The organism is Burkholderia sp. Ac-20344, from assembly GCF_017104975.1.
Taxonomy (GTDB): Bacteria; Pseudomonadota; Gammaproteobacteria; order Burkholderiales; family Burkholderiaceae; genus Burkholderia.
On sequence record NZ_JAAGPP010000163.1, the window covers coordinates 1 to 17,571 of the forward strand.

The window sequence follows — 17,571 nt, forward strand, 5'->3', positions numbered from 1 at the left end:
CCACGCGCGCACGAGCGTGCCGGTGATCTCGTGCGCTTCGCTGAACGGCACGCCCGTCAGCGCGAGCCAGTCCGCGACCTCGGTCGCGAGCGTGAAGCCGAGCGGCGCCTGGCGGCGCATCTCGTCGACGTTCACGCGCATCGTGCGGATCATCCCCGCCATCGCCGGCAGCACGAGTTCGAGCGTGTCGATCGAATCGAATGCGGCGATCTTGTCTTCCGCGAGATCGCGGTTGTACGCGAGCGGCAGCGATTTCAGCGTCGCAAGCAGGCCCGTGAGGTTGCCGATCAGGCGCCCCGCCTTGCCGCGCGTGAGTTCCGCGATGTCCGGGTTCTTCTTCTGCGGCATGATCGAGCTGCCCGTCGCATAGCCGTCGTCGAGTTCCACCCAGCGGAATTGCCGCGACGTCCACAGGATCACTTCTTCCGACAGGCGGGACAGGTTGACGGCCAGCATGCTCGTGACGAACGCGAATTCGGCGACGTGATCGCGGGCGGCCACCGCGTCGATCGAGTTCTCGCACGGCGCGTCGTAACCGAGCTCCTGCGCGGACAGCTCGGGGCGCACGCAGATCGCCGAGCCCGCGAGCGCGGCCGCACCGAGCGGCGAACGCGCAGTGCGGCGGTCCCAGTCGACCAGGCGGTCGGCGTCGCGATACAGCGACTGCGCGTGCGCGAGCAACTGATGGCCGAACACGATCGGCTGGGCCGGCTGCAGGTGGGTGAATCCGGCCGTCACCGTGTCGACGTGCCGGCTCGCCTGGCCGACCAGCGCGTCCTGCAGGTCGAGCACGCCGCGCACCAGCTGGCGCGCCTTGTCGCGCAGGTACAGGCGCAGGTCGTTCGCCGCCTGGTCGTTGCGCGAACGCCCGGCGCGCAGCTTGCCGCCCAGCGCCGGCAGCCGCTGCGTGAGCACGCGCTCGAGGAAGGTGTGCACGTCCTCGTCGGCAAGCGACGGCGCGATCGCACCGGCCGCGTAGTCGCGCGCGATGCCGTCCATCGCGGCCAGCAGTTGCGCGAGTTCGTCGTCGTTCAGGATGCCTGCGCGGTTCAACTCGCGGGCATGCGCGCGGGAGCCTGCCAGGTCGTACGGCACGAGACGGAAGAAACTCGGATCGGAGCGGGACAGGTTCAACAGCGCGTCGGACGGTTCCGACTGGAAGCGTCCGCCCCACAGGCGTTCGATCGGTTCGGTAAGGCTCATTGCGGTCGACCTCGACTCGGTTGGATTGCCCCCACTGTAGGCATTCAATTTTTTTTGTTGTAGCGAGAAATTGAATCCGCTTAAATGAAATTTTTCTCAGCACAGCGTCGTTCGACGCGCCTGCCGATGCGCAACCGCCTGCCCCCGCTGAACCCGCTTCGCGCGTTCGAAGCCGCCGCCCGGCGCGGCAGCGTGTCGGCCGCCGCCGACGAACTGCACGTGACCGCGAGCGCGGTCAGCCACCAGATCCGGATCCTCGAAAGCACGCTGGGCGTCGCGCTTTTCGTCAGATCAAAGGCGCGCGTGAAGCTCACGCCGGAGGGCGAGGCGCTGCTGGAGCCGGTCGGCGCCGCGTTCGACATGATCGCGAATGCCACCGTCAGGCTCGATTCGCCGGCCGCCGCCGGCGACCTCGTCGTGTCGACGCCGCTGTCGCTGACGTCGCGCTGGCTCGCCAGGCACATCGGCGATTTTCTGGAGCGCTACCCGGGCATCCACCTGAAAGTGATTCCGTCGAACGACGATCGCGAGATCTATTCGCCCGACGTCGACGTCTGCATTCGCTACGGGGAAGGCAACTGGCGCAACCGGCATGTCGAGCTGCTCGCGCATCCGGCGCTGTTCCCGGTCGTGAGCCCGGCCTTGATGAACGGGCCGGACGCGATCCGCAAGGTGCAGGATCTCGCGGGCCGCACGCTGTTCTGCGAGCATGCCGGGTCGTGGATGCGCTGGCTGGCGGAAGCGAATGCCGATCAGTTGCCGGGCATCCGCATTCTCGAAATCGGCAACGCGCACATCGGCGTCGAAGCCGCGGTGCACGGGCAAGGCGTGGCGCTCGGCGACAGCCTGTCGGTGCGCGACGACCTGATCGACGGCACGCTCGTGCGGCCGTTCAGCGCCACGGTGCCGTCACGTCACGCCTACTATCTCGTCACGCGTCAGGAGCTGGCCGATTCGCCGCTCGTGACCGCGTTCACGTCGTGGCTGCGCGCGCGCCTCGCGTGACGCACGTCGCGACGCGAGGCCGGGCTCAGGTCGCGAGACTCGCCAGCTCGTCCCACACCATCACGATGTTGTGCGACCGCCAGATCGGCCCCGGATCGACGTACTCGCCGGCAATCCGGCCATTCAGCGCTCCATAGAATGCGATCGCAGCGTCGTTTCCGTTGACGACGCTCAACGCGGCTCCGCGGTAGCCCAACCGGCTCAAATGCATCGCCAGCCGCGCCAGCAACTGACGGCCGATGCCGCGCCGCTTGTACCCGGGATCGACATACAGGAATTTGATCTCGCCGCGGCCCTCGAAGATCGATTCCGACGGCGCGCCGGCCGCGCCGATTCCGACGATCCCGGCGTCGACCTCCGCAATGAGCACGAGCTGGCGCGCGTCATTCGATGACAGCTTTTCCCGCCATGTCCTGCCGCGATAGCGTTCGTCGAGGACAGCGTGCGCTTCCGCCGGCGCGAGATCGCTGTAGGTATGCCGCCAGACCTTGACGTGAAAATCGGCGATCGCCTGCGCATCGTCGAGATGGGCGGGCCTGATGGATACGGCAGTCACGATGTCGCTCCCGGACGACGTGGACAGATGAGCTCGGTGTGCGGAACGAATTGTCGGCGATCCGGGCAGCGATGTCGAATGACCGGTCGCGTCTGACACGTGCCGGCCAGGCCCGCCGTGTCCTTCGTCAGTTCCGCCCGCGCCGCATCCTGAGCGTCGCCGACGGCGACTCGCCGAACGCCCGCTTGTACTCGATCGCGAACCGTCCGAGGTGCGCGAAGCCCCATTTCAGCGCGATGTCCGTGACCGATGCGAGCCCCGGCGACGCGTCGTCCAGCAGTTCCTCCCGCACATGTTGCAGCCGCAACTGCCGCACGAAGCCCATCGGGGTGATCCCGTGGCGATGGCGAAAGCCGGCGAACAGCGTGCTCGGGCTGACGCCGGCGAGTTCGGCGAGCCGCTCGATCGTCAGCGGCTCGTCGAGATGCGCGCGGACGTAGTCCTCGACGCGCCGCACGTAGAACGGCGCGAGCGCCACCGGCAGGCGCCGCGTGCCGTTGCGCGCGCTGTTCGGGTGGCCGTGCAGCAGCAGGTTGAGCAGCGTCGATTCGAGCTGCTCGAACGCGAGCGGGTGACGCAGCGGATGCGCGTCCGTCGCGATCGCGCCGGCGAGGATCGGCAGCATCTGCGCCAAGCACGTCCCCTGCTGCGACGACAGGCTGAATTCCGGCTCGAATTCGACCGGCGCGCGCCGGTCGTCGCCGAAATGCCGCTGCGCGTGGCGCTCCATCACTTCGCGCTCGATGCGCAGGATGACTTGCGGGCACGCATCGCCCCAACGCATCTTCAGCGACAGCGTCGGCGAGATCAGCGACGCCGTGCCCGGCGACGACACGAAACGCGCCGAGCCGCATTCGATCTCCGCGTCGCCGCGCAGCGGGATCTGCAACAGGAAGAAGTGCTCGAGCGGCCCGGGCTCGATGCTGACGCCACCGCCATAATCGAGCAGGTTCAACGACAGGTTGCCCCAGCGCGCATGATGCATGCAGCTGTGCAGCGCGCGCGATGCGCCGGTCGGCGTGAGCCGGTGCGGCTTGAATACGTCGGCGACGCGTGCGCGCACCTCGTCGACGTCGTTCGACTGCAGCAGCAGGTTGCCGTGATTGAAACAGGCGGCGTCGGCCAGCCAGCCCGTTTCGGAAAATTGCGCCATCGATGTTCTCCCGTCGTGCTCGATTGCACTCGCGCCGTGCATGCGTTCCCGGTATGGGGGCATCGGCCGCACGATCCGGATAGCGCCCGGCGTATCCGGACAGTCCGGCCGCCAAAACGCGCAAGTCCCGCGCAAATGACGCAAGAAGCGGACCGTTCGCGCATCGTAGAAAACTGTGCGGGCATTCCGCATCCGCACATACCCGCAGTCAGCCGTGCGCCCGCCCACGCGCGGCGGCCGGTGCCTCAGGTTTCCGGAATTCGCGGATACCGGCCGAAGAAAGCGGATAGAAACGCCCTTTTCGTCCGCCAATACTGGGCCCGTCGCAGCAATGAAACGAATGGAGGGACATATGAAAGGACGTCACATCGAGATTCCGTCGCCGGATGGCGGCACGTTTCGCGCTTACCTGAGCACGCCGGCCGGCGGCACGGGGCCGGGCATCGTGCTGTGCCACGAGATCTTCGGCGCGAACGCGACGATGCGGGAGGCGGCCGACTACTACGCGGAGGAAGGCTATACGGTGCTCGTGCCCGACCTGTTCTGGCGCCAGGCGCCGGGCATCGAACTCGGTTATGCATCGGCCGATGCCGAGCGCGCGATGGCCCTTTACCGCGAATACGACGAGAACAAGGGTGTCGAGGACATCGGCGCCGCGCTGGGTGTGCTCAGGCAGCTGCCGGAATGCACGGGCGAAACCGGCGTGCTCGGCTACTGCCTCGGCGGCAAGCTCGCGTATCTCGCCGCGTGCCGGCTGCCCGGCGTGGCCGCGGCCGTCAGCTACTACGGCGTGGGCATCGAGCAGGCGCTCGACGAGGCGTCGCACCAGCACGGCCGGCTCGTGCTGCAGATTGCGGGGCAGGACCGCTTCTGCCCGCCCGACGCGCAGCAACGCATTGCCGACGCGCTCGCCGGGCGCGACGGTGTCGAAGTGTATGTGTATCCGGGCGTCGATCATGCGTTCGCGCGCGTCGGCGGCGATCATTTCGACAAGGCCGCCGCGGTGATGGCCCACCAGCGCGCGATCGCCGCGTTCCGTGCCGCGCTCGGCCCGCGCTACGACCTGTCCACACTGTGGGAAGCGCACCTCAAGCACGAATTCGACACGCGCAACGTCGATGCAACAATGGCGACGATGGTTGCCGAACCGTACGTCAACCATATTCCGACGCTAACGGGCGGCGTCGGCTACGACGCGCTCAAGCGCTTCTACACGCATCATTTCGTGCACGCGAATCCGCCCGACACGACGATCACGCCGATCTCGCGCACGATCGGCGCGAGCCAGATCGTCGACGAACTGCTGTTCTGCTTCACGCACACGACCGAGATCGACTGGATGCTGCCGGGCGTCGCGCCGACCGGCAAGCGCGTCGAGATTCCGCTCGTCGCGATCGTCAAGTTTCGCGGCGACAAGCTCTATCACGAGCACATCTACTGGGACCAGGCGAGCGTGCTCGTGCAGATCGGCCTGCTCGATCCGGCCGGCCTGCCGGTCGCAGGCGTCGAGACGGCCCGCAAGCTGCTCGACGAAACCGTGCCGTCGAACGGCCTGATGCGCCGCTGGCAGGACAGCGAGCCGTCGACGGGTGCGCGTTGACGCGGCCCCTCCCTCACCCAACGATTTCCGGAGACACCCCATGACTGCCCTTGCTGGCAAAGTCGCGATCGTCACCGGCGGCGCCACGCTGATCGGCGCCGCGGTCGCGCAGGACCTGAGCCGCGCCGGTGCGTGCGTCGCGATTCTCGATCTCGATGCCGAGAACGGCGCGCGCGTGGCCGATTCGCTCGGCGAACGGGCGATGTTCGTCGCGCTCGACATCACCGACGATCGCGCGATCGAGCACGCGGTCGCGGCCATCGTCGAGCGGTTCGGCGCGATCGACGTGCTCGTCAACCTCGCGTGCAGCTACGTCGACAACGGCATCCAGGCGACCCGCAACGACTGGCTCGCCGCGATGGACGTCAACGTCGTGTCGGCGGCGATGCTCGCCAAGGCCGTGCATCCGCACCTGGTCCGGCGCGGCGGCGGCGCGATCGTGAACTTCAGCTCGATCTCGGCCCAGTGCGCGCAAACCGGCCGCTGGCTGTACCCGACCTCCAAGGCGGCGATCCGCCAGCTCACGCGCAGCATGGCGATGGATCTCGCGCCCGACCGCATTCGCGTCAACTCGGTGTCGCCCGGGTGGACGTGGTCGCGCGTGATGGACGCGATGACGCACGGCGACCGTGCGAAGACCGACCGCGTCGCCGCGCCGTTCCACCTGCTCGGCCGCGTCGGCGATCCGTCCGAGGTCGCGCAGGTCGTGACGTTCCTGTGCAGCGACGCGGCGAGCTTCGTGACGGGCGCCGACTACGCGGTGGATGGCGGCTATTCCGCGATGGGCCCCGAACAGGCGGTGCCGGCCATTCCACGTCTCGCGGAATGAACGCTGCCCGCCGCCGCTTTTCGCAACCCTTCTTCCGGCCGGCATCCGGCCAACCAAGGACATCACCATGAGACGCATCGCCATCGTCGGCGCCGGCCAGTCCGGCCTGCAACTCGCCTTCGCCCTGCTCGACCAGGGCTACCACGTCACGCTCGCGACCAATCGCGATGCCGAACAGATCCGCACGGGCAAGGTCATGTCGAGCCAGTGCATGTTCCATACGGCGCTGCAGATCGAGCGCGACCTCGGCCTGAACACCTGGGAGGAAGCGTGCCCGTCCGTCGAAGGGATCGGCATCGCGGTGCCGCATCCGGACGGCAACGGCCGCAAGGCGATCGACTGGTCGTCGCGGCTGACCCGCTATGCGCAATCGGTCGACCAGCGCGTGAAAATGGCCGACTGGCTCGACGGCGTGCGGCGCCGCGGCGCGGACGTGCGCATTGGCGACGTCGGCGTGCCCGAACTCGAGGAACTGGCGCGCAGCCACGACCTCGTGCTGCTCGCCGCCGGCAAGGGCGAGATCGTCAACCTGCTCGGCCGCGACGACGCGCGCAGCGCGTTCGACCGCCCGCAGCGCGCGCTGGCCCTCACCTACGTGAAAGGGATGACGCCGAGCCAGCCGTATTCGCGTGTGCGCTTCAACCTGCTGCCCGGCATCGGCGAGTATTTCGTGTTCCCGGCGCTGACCACGACGGGCCCGTGCGAAATCATGGTGTTCGAAGGCATTCCGGGCGGCCCGCTCGACTGCTGGGCCGACGTGAAGACGCCCGAGCAGCATCTGGACCGGAGCCTGTCGTTCCTGCAGCACTACGTGCCGTGGGAATTCGAACGCAGCCGCGACGTCGAGCTCACCGATTCGAACGGCACGCTGGCCGGGCGCTTCGCGCCGACGGTGCGCAAGCCGTTCTTCCGGCTGCCATCGGGCCGCACGGTGTTCGGGATGGCCGATGCGGTGGTCGTCAACGATCCGATCACCGGCCAGGGATCGAACAACGCCGCGAAATGCGCGAAGGCCTATTTCGACGCGATCGTCGCGCGCGATACCGCGCCGTTCGGCGAAGACTGGATGCAGCAGACGTTCGAAGGCTACTGGGCCTATGCGCAGCATGTCGTGCGCTGGACCAACTCGCTGCTCACGCCGCCACCGCCGCACATCCTCGAACTGCTCGGCGCGGCCGGCCAGTTGCCGTCGCTCGCCGCGGCGATCGTCGACGGCTTCGACGATCCGCGCCGGTTCGCGCCGTGGTGGTTCGAGCCGTCGGCCTGCGCGGCGATGATCCGCGAACACAGCGTGCGCGCGGAGTAACCGGCATGGAAACGACCGCTATCGATCGCCCGGCCCTCGACCCGATGCAACTGCGCGCCGCGTTCGGGCAATTCCCGACCGGCGTCACCGTGATCACCACGTGTGCAGCCGACGGACGCAAGGTGGGCCTCACCGCCAATTCGTTCTCGTCGCTGTCGCTCGATCCGCCGCTCGTGCTGTGGAGCCTGCGCAAGGTCGCGCCGAGCCGCCCGGATTTCGTCGCGGCCACCCATTTCGCGATCAACATCCTCGCGCACGACCAGATCGCCCTGTCGCGCCGCTTCGCGACGCCCAGCGCCGACAAGTTCGACGGCGTGCTTCACGTGGATTCGGAGACCGGCGGGGTGCCCTGCCTCGACGGCGCGAGCGCGCGCTTCGTGTGCCGCAACGTCGGTCATTACGAAGGCGGCGATCACCTGCTCTTCATCGGCCAGATCGAACAGTTCGACACGTTCGGAAAGGCGCCGCTCGTGTTCCACGCCGGCCAGTATCGGGCGATCGCCGATCACCCCGATCTTTTTCGTGCCGTTTGATTAGTTATACCAATAAATCGACAGGAGGTGGTGAACATGAAATTCGGCTCTCGCGTGCTCGTCGTCGCAGGCCTCACGATCGCCGGCGTGGCCGGCAGCGCGCCGGCCGGCGCAGCCGACCTGCCGGCGGTCAACCTCGGCATGACCAGCTTCCTCGACGGCATGCCGCCGGCCGGCTCCGGCTGGTACGGCACGCAGTACCTGCAGTACTACACGTCCGGCCGCGTCAACGACAATGCGGGCAACAAGGTCGGGCTGCCGAAGCAGGACATCGACCTGTTCGCGGGGCTGAGCCAGCTCGTCTATCAGTCGCCGCTGACGTTCGCGGGCATGCACCCCGGCCTCGACGTGATCCTGCCGTGGATCGCGTCCGCGCGGACCGACGACGGCATCGGCAACGTCGCGCTGAATGCGCGTGCCGGCTTCGGCGACCTGCTGGTCGGCCCGTTCATCCAGTTCGACCCGGTGATGGGCGCGCAGGGCCCGCGCTTCGCGCAGCGGGTGGAATTCCAGTTCATCGCGCCGACCGGCGCGTACGACCCGTCGCGCGCGATCAACCCCGGCAGCCATTTCTGGTCGTTCGATCCGTACTGGGCGGCAACGCTATGGCTCACGCCGAAGTGGACCGTGTCGTGGCGGCTGCACTATTTGTGGAACGCGACCCACCACCAGCCGGCCACGTCGCTCGGCCCCGACGTGACGTCGACGCAGGCCGGCCAGGCCATCCACGCGAACTTCGCGACCGAGTACGAAGTGCGCCCCGGCCTGCGGCTGGGGCTCAACGGCTACTGGCTGCGCCAGACCACCGACATGAAGGAAAACGGGCAGGACGTGCCCGGCACACGAGAAGCCGTGTTCGCGATCGGCCCGGGGGCGATGGTCAGTTTCTCGCCGCAGGATCATCTGATGTTCAACGCCTATTTCGAGACCTATGCGCGGAACAGGCCGCAAGGCACGCGGATGGTCCTGCGGTATGTGCATCACTTCCAGTGACGGCCGCGACCGGGTGAACGGGCCCGGCTGATATCGTCAGACGAATCATGCGTGCTGCCCGCCCGAACGCGGCTGTTGAACGCCGATCGATCCGTCCGACCCGATGTCGGCAAGCTACTGCTTGGGCCTGGCCAAATTCGGCACGTTCTACGGGCATACGGGCGAGATACCGGGCTTCAATACCTTCATGGGCTACGACCCGGTCACGAAAACGACGATCGTCATGTGGGCGAACACGGCTGCCGCGCCCGACGGACGCGCACCGGCCAACGAAATCGCGCGGATCATCATGGGCGAGCTCAGCAAGGCGGCCGAGGTGCCGAGCGAAGGACGGCCGTGATGCGGTGAAGGCGAGCTTTGCGATCGGGCATGAAGTGCGCCCCGGTTTGCAGCGGAGCTCGATGGCGGGCTGCACCAGACCATCGTCATGCAGGAAAACGCGCCGGAGGTGCCCGGCACGATGACCGCGAGACCCGCGCACAACGTGATGCCGGCAAACTTCGCCGGCATTCAGGTTAGCAGTAGGGGGCAGCCGTGAAGGCGGTGGACTACGGCTCGCTCCATGGCCGACCATGGGTCCAGGATGCGTTGACGCCGCTATGGTCAACCTGTCTCGCGGCGCCGCCTGGGGAGGGAGCCTCCATGAAGCCTGTTACCGTGCCGGCCACCCTGTGTGTCGGGGCCGGCACGCGAACCTTTATCGACGTGCGCGACGTTGCGCACCCGTTGCTCACTGCCCGATGCCCACGAACGTCGGCAGCAGCACGCGATAGACGTGAATCATCGCCGGCCCGAGCAGCACCAGCATCAGCGCGGGGAAGATGCAGAAGATCAGCGGGAACAGCAGCTTCAGCGCGATCTTCGCGGCCCGCTCCTCCGCGCGCATCCGCCGCCGCGTGCGCAGCATGTCGGACAGCACGCGCAGCGATTCGCTGATGCTCGTGCCGAACCGGTCGGCCTGGATCAGCATCGCGCAGAACGATTCGATGTCCTCCACGCCGGTGCGCAGCGCGAGATTGCGCAGCGCCGTCTCCTTCGTGAAGCCGGAGCGCATCTCGAGCAGCAGCAGGTCGAGTTCGCTCGCGACCACCTCGCTGCTGAATCGCAGTTCCTCGCTCACCTTCATCAGCGCCGCATCGAGCCCGAGCCCCGCTTCGACGCATACCGTCAGCAGGTCGAGCGCATCCGGGAAATCCTCGAAGATCTTCTGCTGGCGCACCTTGACCCGTTGCGACAGCACGATGTTCGGGATGTAGTAGCCGATCCCGGCGAGCGCGACGAGGATCACCGACAGGATCGCGCGCTCGTCGCCGAGCGACGTCGTGATCAGGATCAGCATCGCGGCGCACGGCAGCCCGAGCGCGAGCGCAGTCTTCGCGGTGAAGTACAGCGCGGCCGCGCTCTGGTTGCGCCAGCCGGCATTCATGAGCCGGATGCGCAGCGGCGAATTCTCCCAGCCCTCCTTCGGCACCGACAGCTTCGAGATCGGGGTGGACAGCTCGACCAGCTTCGCGACCCAGCGCGATGCCATGTCGTCGCCGTCGCCGGCGCCCGTGCCCGCCGCGGCAGTCCCGCCCGCCCCGGCCCCGCCGGCCTGCTGGAGCCGGCGCTGGATGCTGCGCGGCGCGAACAGCAGCATCGCGATGAGTACCCCGCCAGCCACGAAGATGAACAAGCCGCCCAGCATCACGGCCTGGACCACGCTCAGATTTTGCATGACAGCCTCGCAATGGTTTGTTATACGACTCGCGCGTCAGACGCGAATGCGGACAATACGGCGGATCCAGAACAGCCCGAACAGCATCGACACCAGCATCCCGCCGACCATCCTGATCCCCGCCGGATCCTCCCAGAGCACGGACAGGAATTCGCGGTTCAGCAGCGCCATCACCGCGGCGGTGCCGAACGGCAGCAGCCCGAGAATCCATGCCGACAGCCGTCCTTCGGCCGACAGCACGCGCACCTTGTCGAACAGCTTGAAGCGCTCGCGGATCAGCGCGGAGATGCAGTCGAGCAGCTCGGCCAGGTTGCCACCCGTCTCGCGCTGGATCAGCACCGCGATCACGAAGTAGCGCAGGTCCTGCACCGGCACGCGCGTCGCGAGGTTCATCAGCGCGTCGTGCAGCGACACGCCGTAGTTCACCTCGTCGAACGTGACGCGGAACTCGCCGCCCATCGGATCGGGAAACTCGTCGCCGACCATTCCGAGCGTGCTCGTGAACGAATGGCCGGAACGCAGCGCACGCGAGATCATGTCGCAGATGTCCGGCAACTGCCGCTCGAGCTTGCGCATCCGCTTCCCGCGGCAGCGCATCACGTACATCATCGGCCAGCATCCGGCGAACAGCGCGACCGGCAGCGTGGCGAATTGCGGCAACGTCGCGAAGCTCAGCGCAAGCCACGTGAACGCCACGAACATCGCACTGAGCATGATCAGCTTCGGCAGCGTCCAGTCGAGGCCCGACTGCTGGATCACGAGATCGAGCCGGTGCACGCGCGGCACGCGCAGCAACAGCCGGTCGAACGGCTTCGATTCGTCGAGCATCCGCTTCTTCAGGATCGACAGCCGTTCCTGCTGGACGTTGCCGCCGGCCGACATCGAGCGAATGCGCGATTCGATCCGGCGCGCGGCCGTACCGTGCCGCGCGTTCCACCATTGATAGCCCCCTTCGATCGCGAGCACCACCGCGACGAAGGTGAGAATCACAAAACCGTAAAAGATCGTGTTCATGAAGCCTCCCCGGCAGCGAACGGCACCCTGTCGTCAGTTCGTCTCGTACCGCTGAGACGGGTCGTACAGCGAATCCGGCAAGTTGATGCCGAACGCCTGCAGCCGCTCGACGAACTTCGGCCGCACGCCGGTCGCGCAGAAGTGGCCGCGTACCGAGCCGTCGCGATCGACGCCCGTGCGCTTGAACGTGAAGATCTCCTGCATGTTGATGATGTCGCCTTCCATCCCGGTCAGTTCCTGGATGCTGACGATCTTGCGCTTGCCGTCGGTCAGCCGCGCCGCCTGCACGACCACCGAGATCGCCGACGCGATCTGCTGGCGCATCGTCTTCGGCGGCAGCGTCAGGCCGGAAACGCTGATCATGTTCTCGAGCCGCGTCAGCGCGTCGCGCGGCGTGTTCGCGTGGATCGTCGCCAGCGAGCCTTCGTGGCCGGTGTTCATCGCGTTGAGCATGTCGAGCGCTTCGGCGCCGCGCACTTCGCCGAGGATGATCCGGTCCGGGCGCATCCGCAGCGCGTTGCGCACCAGCGTGCGCTGCGTGATCTCGCCCTTGCCCTCGATGTTCGGCGGGCGCGTTTCGAGCCGCAGCACGTGCGGCTGCTGCAGCTGCAGCTCGGCGGCATCCTCGATCGTCACGATCCGCTCGTTGCGCGGAATGTAACCGGACAGGATGTTGAGCAGCGTCGTCTTGCCGCTGCCGGTGCCGCCCGACACGAGCACGTTGATCTTCGCGCGCGACAGTGCGTCGAGCAGCTCGGCCATCGGCGGCGTCAGGCTGTGGTAGCGCACGAGGTCGTCCATCTTCAGCGGGTTGACCGCGAAGCGCCGGATCGACATCAGCGGCCCGTCGATCGCGGACGGCGGGATGATCGCGTTCACGCGCGAGCCGTCCGGCAGCCGTGCATCGACCATCGGGCTCGATTCGTCGATGCGGCGCCCGACGCGCGATACGATCTTCTCGATCACCTTCATCAGGTGTGCGTCGTCGTAGAACGTCACGTCGGTCAGTTCGAGCTGGCCGCTGCGCTCGACATAGACCTGCCGGTACGTGTTCACGAGGATGTCGGAAATGCCGGGGTCGCGCAGCAGCGCTTCGAGCGGGCCGAAGCCGAACATCTCGTCGTACACGTCGATCGCGAGCTGCCGCCGCTCGATGTCGTTCGCAGGCAGCCGCTCCTCGTCGAGGATGCGCGAGATCAGCGTACCGATCTCCATGCGGACCGATTCCTGCGGCAGCCGCGACAGGCGCTCGAGCTCGACGCGTTCGAGCACGGCCAGGTGAATTTCGCGGCGCAGCTTCTGGTATGCGTCGCGCACCGACGAATGCGCCGGGCCGGACGGTTCGCTGCCCGCCGCCAGCGGCTGGGCCCGGTGCAAGGACATCTGTTCGCGCAATGACATGATGGTTCCCCGAAAGATTTACATGGACTTGAGCTTCGGCGTGGCCTTGCGGCCGAAAAGCCGGGACATCAGTGGTTCGCTGTGCGTCGTGCCGTGCCCCGCGCGCACCTCCCCGTCGACGAGTTGCTTCGCATACCCTTGCAATGCACGAACGACTGCCGTGCTGCGCGCGAGCCGCGACACGGGGTGGCCCTGGTTGATCGCTTCGAGCACGGTGTCGGCATCGTCGGGAATCGTGCAGGCCGCGTGCAGGCCGAGCACTTCCTCGAGCGCGGTGCGGGTGCGGTCGCTCGCGCGCGTCGCACGGTTCACGATCAGCCGCATCTGGTCGGTCGAGTAGCCGAGCGACACGAGGATCTCCAGCAGCCTGCGGCCGGCCCGCACGTGCGGCATCGTGGGCTGCATCACGAGCTGGATCTGGTCGCTGCGATCCAGCGCCACCATCGACAGCGGATTGATGCAGACGCCGACGTCGAAGATCACGAAGTCGTAGCGCGGCGCGGCGACGCCCAGGATCCATTCGAGCGCGTCCTCGCGCATCTCGGCGGCCTTGACCGGATCGCCGGCGCCCGCGAGCACGTGGAAGTTTTCCGTCACGTGCGCGACGCTCGCATCGAGGAACGCGCTGTCCAGCCGCTCGATCTGCGCGCAAAGCTGCGGCAGCGTCGACGGCGGGGTTTCGTCGCTGACGAGGAACGCCGCGTCGGCGAACTGCTGGTTCAGGTCGATCAGCAGCACGCGGCGCTTGAAGCCTTCGGCGATCTCGAACGCGATGTTGCTGGCCGCGAAGCTCGTGCCGGCCCCGCCCTTGCACGACATGAACGATACGATCCGCGTATCGTCGGTGTCGCGCCGCGTGCTTTGCGCGGCCGCGCGTTCGAGTGCATTGCCGAGCGCCTGCGTGTCGAGCGGCCACTGCAGCACGTCGCGCGCACCCGCGCGCATCGCGTCGAGCAACACGTGCGGCGATGTGTCCGCCGTCACGAGAATGCACGTCAGGCTCGCGTGCGCGCGGCAGATCCGCTCGATCGCGGACAGCTCGGAAGGCTCGAGCGACGTGCCGTCGATCAGCAGGATGTCGAACGCGTCGAGCCCGTCGGAGCGATGCTCGATCTGCGACGGCCGGCCGGTCGCGCGTGTCGCGCGATAGCGTCCGCAGTCGGCAACCAGGCGCGCGATCTGCGTGAGCCGCGCGGTGTCGTCGGAAGCTACGAGGATGTTGATCATGTCGTGTACCTCGTCTGTTCAATTAATTGCAGGCGGCGCCGCCGGTCGAGGAAGTCAGGCTCTCGCGCGGCAGCGTGGTCGTGAACGGCGGCATCCTCACCGTGACGTTCACGAACGGGATCATCGTCTTGACCGTGACGTTCGTGACGCTCACGGTCACGAACGCGCACGAATTCACGTCGCAGCTTGCTGGCGAGTAGTTCACCGATACGTTCGCGTTCGACAGCAGCGGCAGCAGCGATCTCACGCGCTTCACGACGCCGGCCGCATTGACGTCGCAGACCACCGCCGTGCGTGCGCCGAGGCGCACGGCCTCGCTCGCGGTGCTCCAGTAGAACAGCACGCGGCCGAACTCGAAGATCCCGATCAGCAGCATGATCAGTACCGACGCGATCAGCGCGAACTCGACGATCGCCGCACCGCGCTGGGTGCGCCGGCGTGACAGGGGGACATGGCGCGCGCTCATGACACTTGCCTCATCACGGTGACGATGTTGTTGAAGGTGATCGACGGCAACCCCGGGAACGCGGGGATCGGCTGGTACTGGTAGCCCGAGATCTTCACTTCGACGACGTTGATCGCGCCCGTCGCCGTGCCGCTCGCCGCGTTGTTGTTCGCGTCGTAGGTCGGCAGGTTAGCGAACTGCGCCGGGTCGGACGCGTCGCTGCAGCCGGTGGTGCGCTGTGCGTCGCAGATGGTCACCATCGACGTCGTGAGCCCGGGCACCAGCTCGGTGCCGGCGGCGCCGCACGTCGTGCTGCCGTAGACGACGAGACACTGCGCCTGCGACACCGGATACGCGCTGTCGGTCGGCAACCAGACCGACAGGTAGCGCGCGGCATTCCGCGTCGCCTTGGTCAGCGTCTCGAACTGGTAGATCGCGCGGCCGAACTCCGCCACGCCGGTCGCGAGCATGATCATCGGCATCAGCACGAGCGCGAACTCGACGGCGACAGCGCCACGGGTGCGCGAACGGCGAAACGGGGGCTTTTTCATGATCCTCTCTCCGCTATTGGACGAGCATCGGGACCTGGGTCCCGGACGCGCTGCCGCTGCCGGGCAAGCCGTGCGTCGCGCACGGATTGTTGCCGGAGACCGACGAACCGAGGTATTCGAGGTGCGCGACGAGCGGGCCGCTACCGGCGCTGAACGGCAGCGGATCGAGCATCAGCACGCAATCCCATTGCGTGACGTGCACCTTGCCGCTGCTGCCCGACAGCGTCGAGCAGTCGCCCTCCGGCGCGAGCGCGACGCGGCGGTCGCTGCCGAAAGTCTGGTAGTTGCTCGCCGTCGCGGTGCCTTTGGTGTTGATCCCGCTGCCCGTCGGCGGCGCGCCGTCGCCCTGGTAGGACTTGAAGGCTGCACGGTCGGCCACGAACTGCGTGTACGCATCGCCCTTGATGCCCGCCGTTCCGGGCGGCCCGTAGTTCGGGCCGACATACGCGTAGCCGGTGAAGTCGGGCTGGCCGCTCGAGCCGTTCGCGCCGTTCGTATAGATGCCGAAGCGCGTATTCCAGGCGCGCAGCGACGCCGACTTCAGGCCCGTGGTGGCGAGATCCGGCGGGCTCTTGATGTTGCAGGTGTTGCCCGACAGCTCGTTGGAGAGCGTGGTTTCGTTCGTCGAACCGTCGAGCGCTGCCCAGCCGAAGTTGCCGGGCCCGTAGGTCGACGACGACCCGGACGGCGACGAGATCCAGTCGCCCACCTTGTACGCCGGATCGGACGGGCCGCGGCACACGAACACCGGAATCGCGCAGGTCGTCTGCCCGCCGCCGACGGTGGCGATCGCGCTGGCCGACACTTCCGCCGCGTTCGCGAGCTTCGTGCCCGGCAGCACGTTCAGCACCTCGATGAACCAGTGCGCGATGTTGCTCAACGTGGCGGTGCACTGCACGTACTTGATGTTCGCCGGCGTCGTGACCGCGTTTTTCGCCAAGAACGGGTTGGTCAGCGAGTCGCTGAACGTGACGTTCGCGTCCGTCGACATCTGCACCGACTTGTTCTGGAAAAACACGAAGTTCAGGTGGCCGGCGGCGATGCCGTCCGCCTCGGCCACCGACAGGCTGATGGCCGAAGTCAGGTCACGCGCAGCCGACAGCGCGCAGGCATCGGCGCTGTTCTGCAATTCGCTGCGCGTGACGTACAGCTTGCCGAGATCCAGCGCGAGACCGACGAACCCGATCATCACCGCCAGTGCGAGACCGACGATGATCGCGACGGCACCGCGCTGGCGATGCAGGCCGTGACGCAAGACTTTCGGATAGCGGGCTGCGCTGTTCATGGCGTTCTCCCTGAGCGTGCCGTCGTTACTGGGTGGCCTTGCCGATGCCGATCACGAACGCATTGGCGGGCGGCACGGTCTGCTTGAACGACTTGTCGTAGTTGTCGAGCGCGGCCGCGGCGGCACTGCCGTCGATGCCCGGCGCCGACGCCGTGGCCGCGTGTTCGGCGGCATGCGGGTCGATGATCTGGGCCTGGGTCACGGCGCGGACCGAATCGCCGAAGCGGGTGTCCCACACCGGGGTCGACGACATGCAGCCGGCAAGCGCGAACGCGAGCGGTGTGGCGAGCGCCGCGCGGCGCACGATGACGAGGTAGGCGGATTTCATGAGCGTCCCCTTGGATGGCTTCAACGATCGTTGGATTCGGGTGCCGGGCTCACGCGCGCAATCTGCGCCCGTGCAGCCGCCGGAACCCGCTGCTTCTGCCGCGCCGCCGACTGGGCCGGCGTGTCGGTGCCGGCCGCCGCGAGGCGCGCGGCGATGGCCGGCTGCGGGGCCGGCCGTGCGGGATTCGATGCGGGCTCGGCCGTGCCGGCGACGACCGTTGCGATCGCATTCGGATCGGCGGCGCGCGGCGCGCCATATGCGGTTCCGGCGTTCATGCGGGCGGCTGCGTAGACAGGGCGCGGCGCTGGCGCAGGCGCAGGAGCCGGCGGCGGGACGGTCGTCACGACCATCGTGCCGGCCGGTTGCGCCGCGTAGCCGGCGCATCCGGCACCGGCGGCGACACCCGTGCTCCCACCTGCGCCGCT

General features: G+C 67.5%; 18 protein-coding genes and 1 pseudogene. 7 read left to right on the plus strand and 12 right to left on the minus strand.

The annotated features are described in order from the left end of the window. A partial coding sequence (argH, locus tag G3N64_RS33350; RefSeq protein ID WP_205787965.1) for an argininosuccinate lyase occupies positions 1-1,203 on the minus strand: 1,203 nt, incomplete at its 3' end. Between the two features lie 126 nt (positions 1,204-1,329). Between argH and gcvA the strand changes: the two genes are divergently transcribed. Further along, positions 1,330-2,208 (plus strand): transcriptional regulator GcvA, encoded by an 879-nt coding sequence (gene gcvA / locus G3N64_RS33355; protein ID WP_205787980.1) that lies wholly within the window; start codon positions 1,330-1,332, stop codon positions 2,206-2,208. Positions 2,209-2,233: 25 nt separating this feature from the next. Here the strand turns inward: gcvA and G3N64_RS33360 are convergent, their stop codons facing one another. Both G3N64_RS33360 and G3N64_RS33365 read right to left on the minus strand, forming a co-directional pair. Continuing rightward, positions 2,234-2,863: a GNAT family N-acetyltransferase gene (locus G3N64_RS33360; RefSeq protein WP_346778854.1), complete on the minus strand. Its 630-nt coding sequence runs from the start codon at positions 2,861-2,863 to the stop codon at positions 2,234-2,236. Positions 2,864-2,891: 28 nt separating this feature from the next. Then, positions 2,892-3,917: an AraC family transcriptional regulator gene (locus G3N64_RS33365; RefSeq protein WP_205787966.1), complete on the minus strand. Its 1,026-nt coding sequence runs from the start codon at positions 3,915-3,917 to the stop codon at positions 2,892-2,894. Positions 3,918-4,269: 352 nt separating this feature from the next. Between G3N64_RS33365 and G3N64_RS33370 the strand changes: the two genes are divergently transcribed. The 6 genes from G3N64_RS33370 to G3N64_RS33395 all read left to right on the plus strand — a co-directional run bounded on the left by G3N64_RS33370 (position 4,270) and on the right by G3N64_RS33395 (position 9,518). Continuing rightward, positions 4,270-5,517 (plus strand): dienelactone hydrolase family protein, encoded by a 1,248-nt coding sequence (locus tag G3N64_RS33370; protein ID WP_205787967.1) that lies wholly within the window; start codon positions 4,270-4,272, stop codon positions 5,515-5,517. 40 nt (positions 5,518-5,557) lie between these two features. After that, the gene (locus G3N64_RS33375) at positions 5,558-6,346 is read left to right on the plus strand and encodes an SDR family oxidoreductase (protein ID WP_205787968.1); all 789 of its coding nucleotides are present in this window, start codon (positions 5,558-5,560) and stop codon (positions 6,344-6,346) included. Positions 6,347-6,413: 67 nt separating this feature from the next. After that, complete coding sequence (locus G3N64_RS33380) at positions 6,414-7,652, plus strand: styrene monooxygenase/indole monooxygenase family protein (RefSeq protein ID WP_205787969.1); 1,239 nt, start codon at positions 6,414-6,416, stop codon at positions 7,650-7,652. A gap of 5 nt (positions 7,653-7,657) precedes the next feature. Then, complete coding sequence (locus tag G3N64_RS33385) at positions 7,658-8,185, plus strand: flavin reductase family protein (protein WP_205787970.1); 528 nt, start codon at positions 7,658-7,660, stop codon at positions 8,183-8,185. Between the two features lie 36 nt (positions 8,186-8,221). Beyond that, positions 8,222-9,178: a transporter gene (locus tag G3N64_RS33390; RefSeq protein WP_205787971.1), complete on the plus strand. Its 957-nt coding sequence runs from the start codon at positions 8,222-8,224 to the stop codon at positions 9,176-9,178. Positions 9,179-9,299: 121 nt separating this feature from the next. Then, positions 9,300-9,518, plus strand: a complete 219-nt coding sequence (locus tag G3N64_RS33395) for a serine hydrolase (protein ID WP_241021333.1) — start codon at positions 9,300-9,302, stop codon at positions 9,516-9,518. Positions 9,519-9,908: 390 nt separating this feature from the next. Here the strand turns inward: G3N64_RS33395 and G3N64_RS33400 are convergent, their stop codons facing one another. The 9 genes and pseudogenes from G3N64_RS33400 to G3N64_RS40005 all read right to left on the minus strand — a co-directional run. Beyond that, positions 9,909-10,895, minus strand: a complete 987-nt coding sequence (locus G3N64_RS33400) for a type II secretion system F family protein (protein ID WP_205787972.1) — start codon at positions 10,893-10,895, stop codon at positions 9,909-9,911. Positions 10,896-10,931: 36 nt separating this feature from the next. Next, the gene (locus G3N64_RS33405) at positions 10,932-11,909 is read right to left on the minus strand and encodes a type II secretion system F family protein (protein ID WP_205787973.1); all 978 of its coding nucleotides are present in this window, start codon (positions 11,907-11,909) and stop codon (positions 10,932-10,934) included. A 33-nt stretch (positions 11,910-11,942) separates the two neighbouring features. Beyond that, positions 11,943-13,310 (minus strand): CpaF family protein, encoded by a 1,368-nt coding sequence (locus G3N64_RS33410; protein WP_205787974.1) that lies wholly within the window; start codon positions 13,308-13,310, stop codon positions 11,943-11,945. An 18-nt stretch (positions 13,311-13,328) separates the two neighbouring features. Next, the gene (locus G3N64_RS33415; protein WP_205787975.1) at positions 13,329-14,537 is read right to left on the minus strand and encodes an AAA family ATPase; all 1,209 of its coding nucleotides are present in this window, start codon (positions 14,535-14,537) and stop codon (positions 13,329-13,331) included. Between the two features lie 22 nt (positions 14,538-14,559). Continuing rightward, complete coding sequence (locus tag G3N64_RS33420; protein ID WP_205787976.1) at positions 14,560-15,003, minus strand: TadE family protein; 444 nt, start codon at positions 15,001-15,003, stop codon at positions 14,560-14,562. Next, the gene (locus G3N64_RS33425) at positions 15,000-15,533 is read right to left on the minus strand and encodes a TadE/TadG family type IV pilus assembly protein (protein WP_205787977.1); all 534 of its coding nucleotides are present in this window, start codon (positions 15,531-15,533) and stop codon (positions 15,000-15,002) included. Before G3N64_RS33425 ends, G3N64_RS33420 begins: the two co-directional genes overlap by 4 nt. 13 nt (positions 15,534-15,546) lie before the next feature. Continuing rightward, positions 15,547-16,818 carry a TadE/TadG family type IV pilus assembly protein gene (locus tag G3N64_RS33430; protein WP_205787978.1) on the minus strand — a complete coding sequence of 424 codons (1,272 nt, stop codon included), beginning with the start codon at positions 16,816-16,818 and terminating at the stop codon, positions 15,547-15,549. A gap of 25 nt (positions 16,819-16,843) precedes the next feature. Continuing rightward, positions 16,844-17,146 (minus strand): hypothetical protein, encoded by a 303-nt coding sequence (locus G3N64_RS33435; RefSeq protein WP_205787979.1) that lies wholly within the window; start codon positions 17,144-17,146, stop codon positions 16,844-16,846. Between the two features lie 20 nt (positions 17,147-17,166). Next, positions 17,167-17,571 (minus strand): annotated as a pseudogene (locus G3N64_RS40005) (flagellar biosynthesis protein FlgA); the annotation flags it as partial.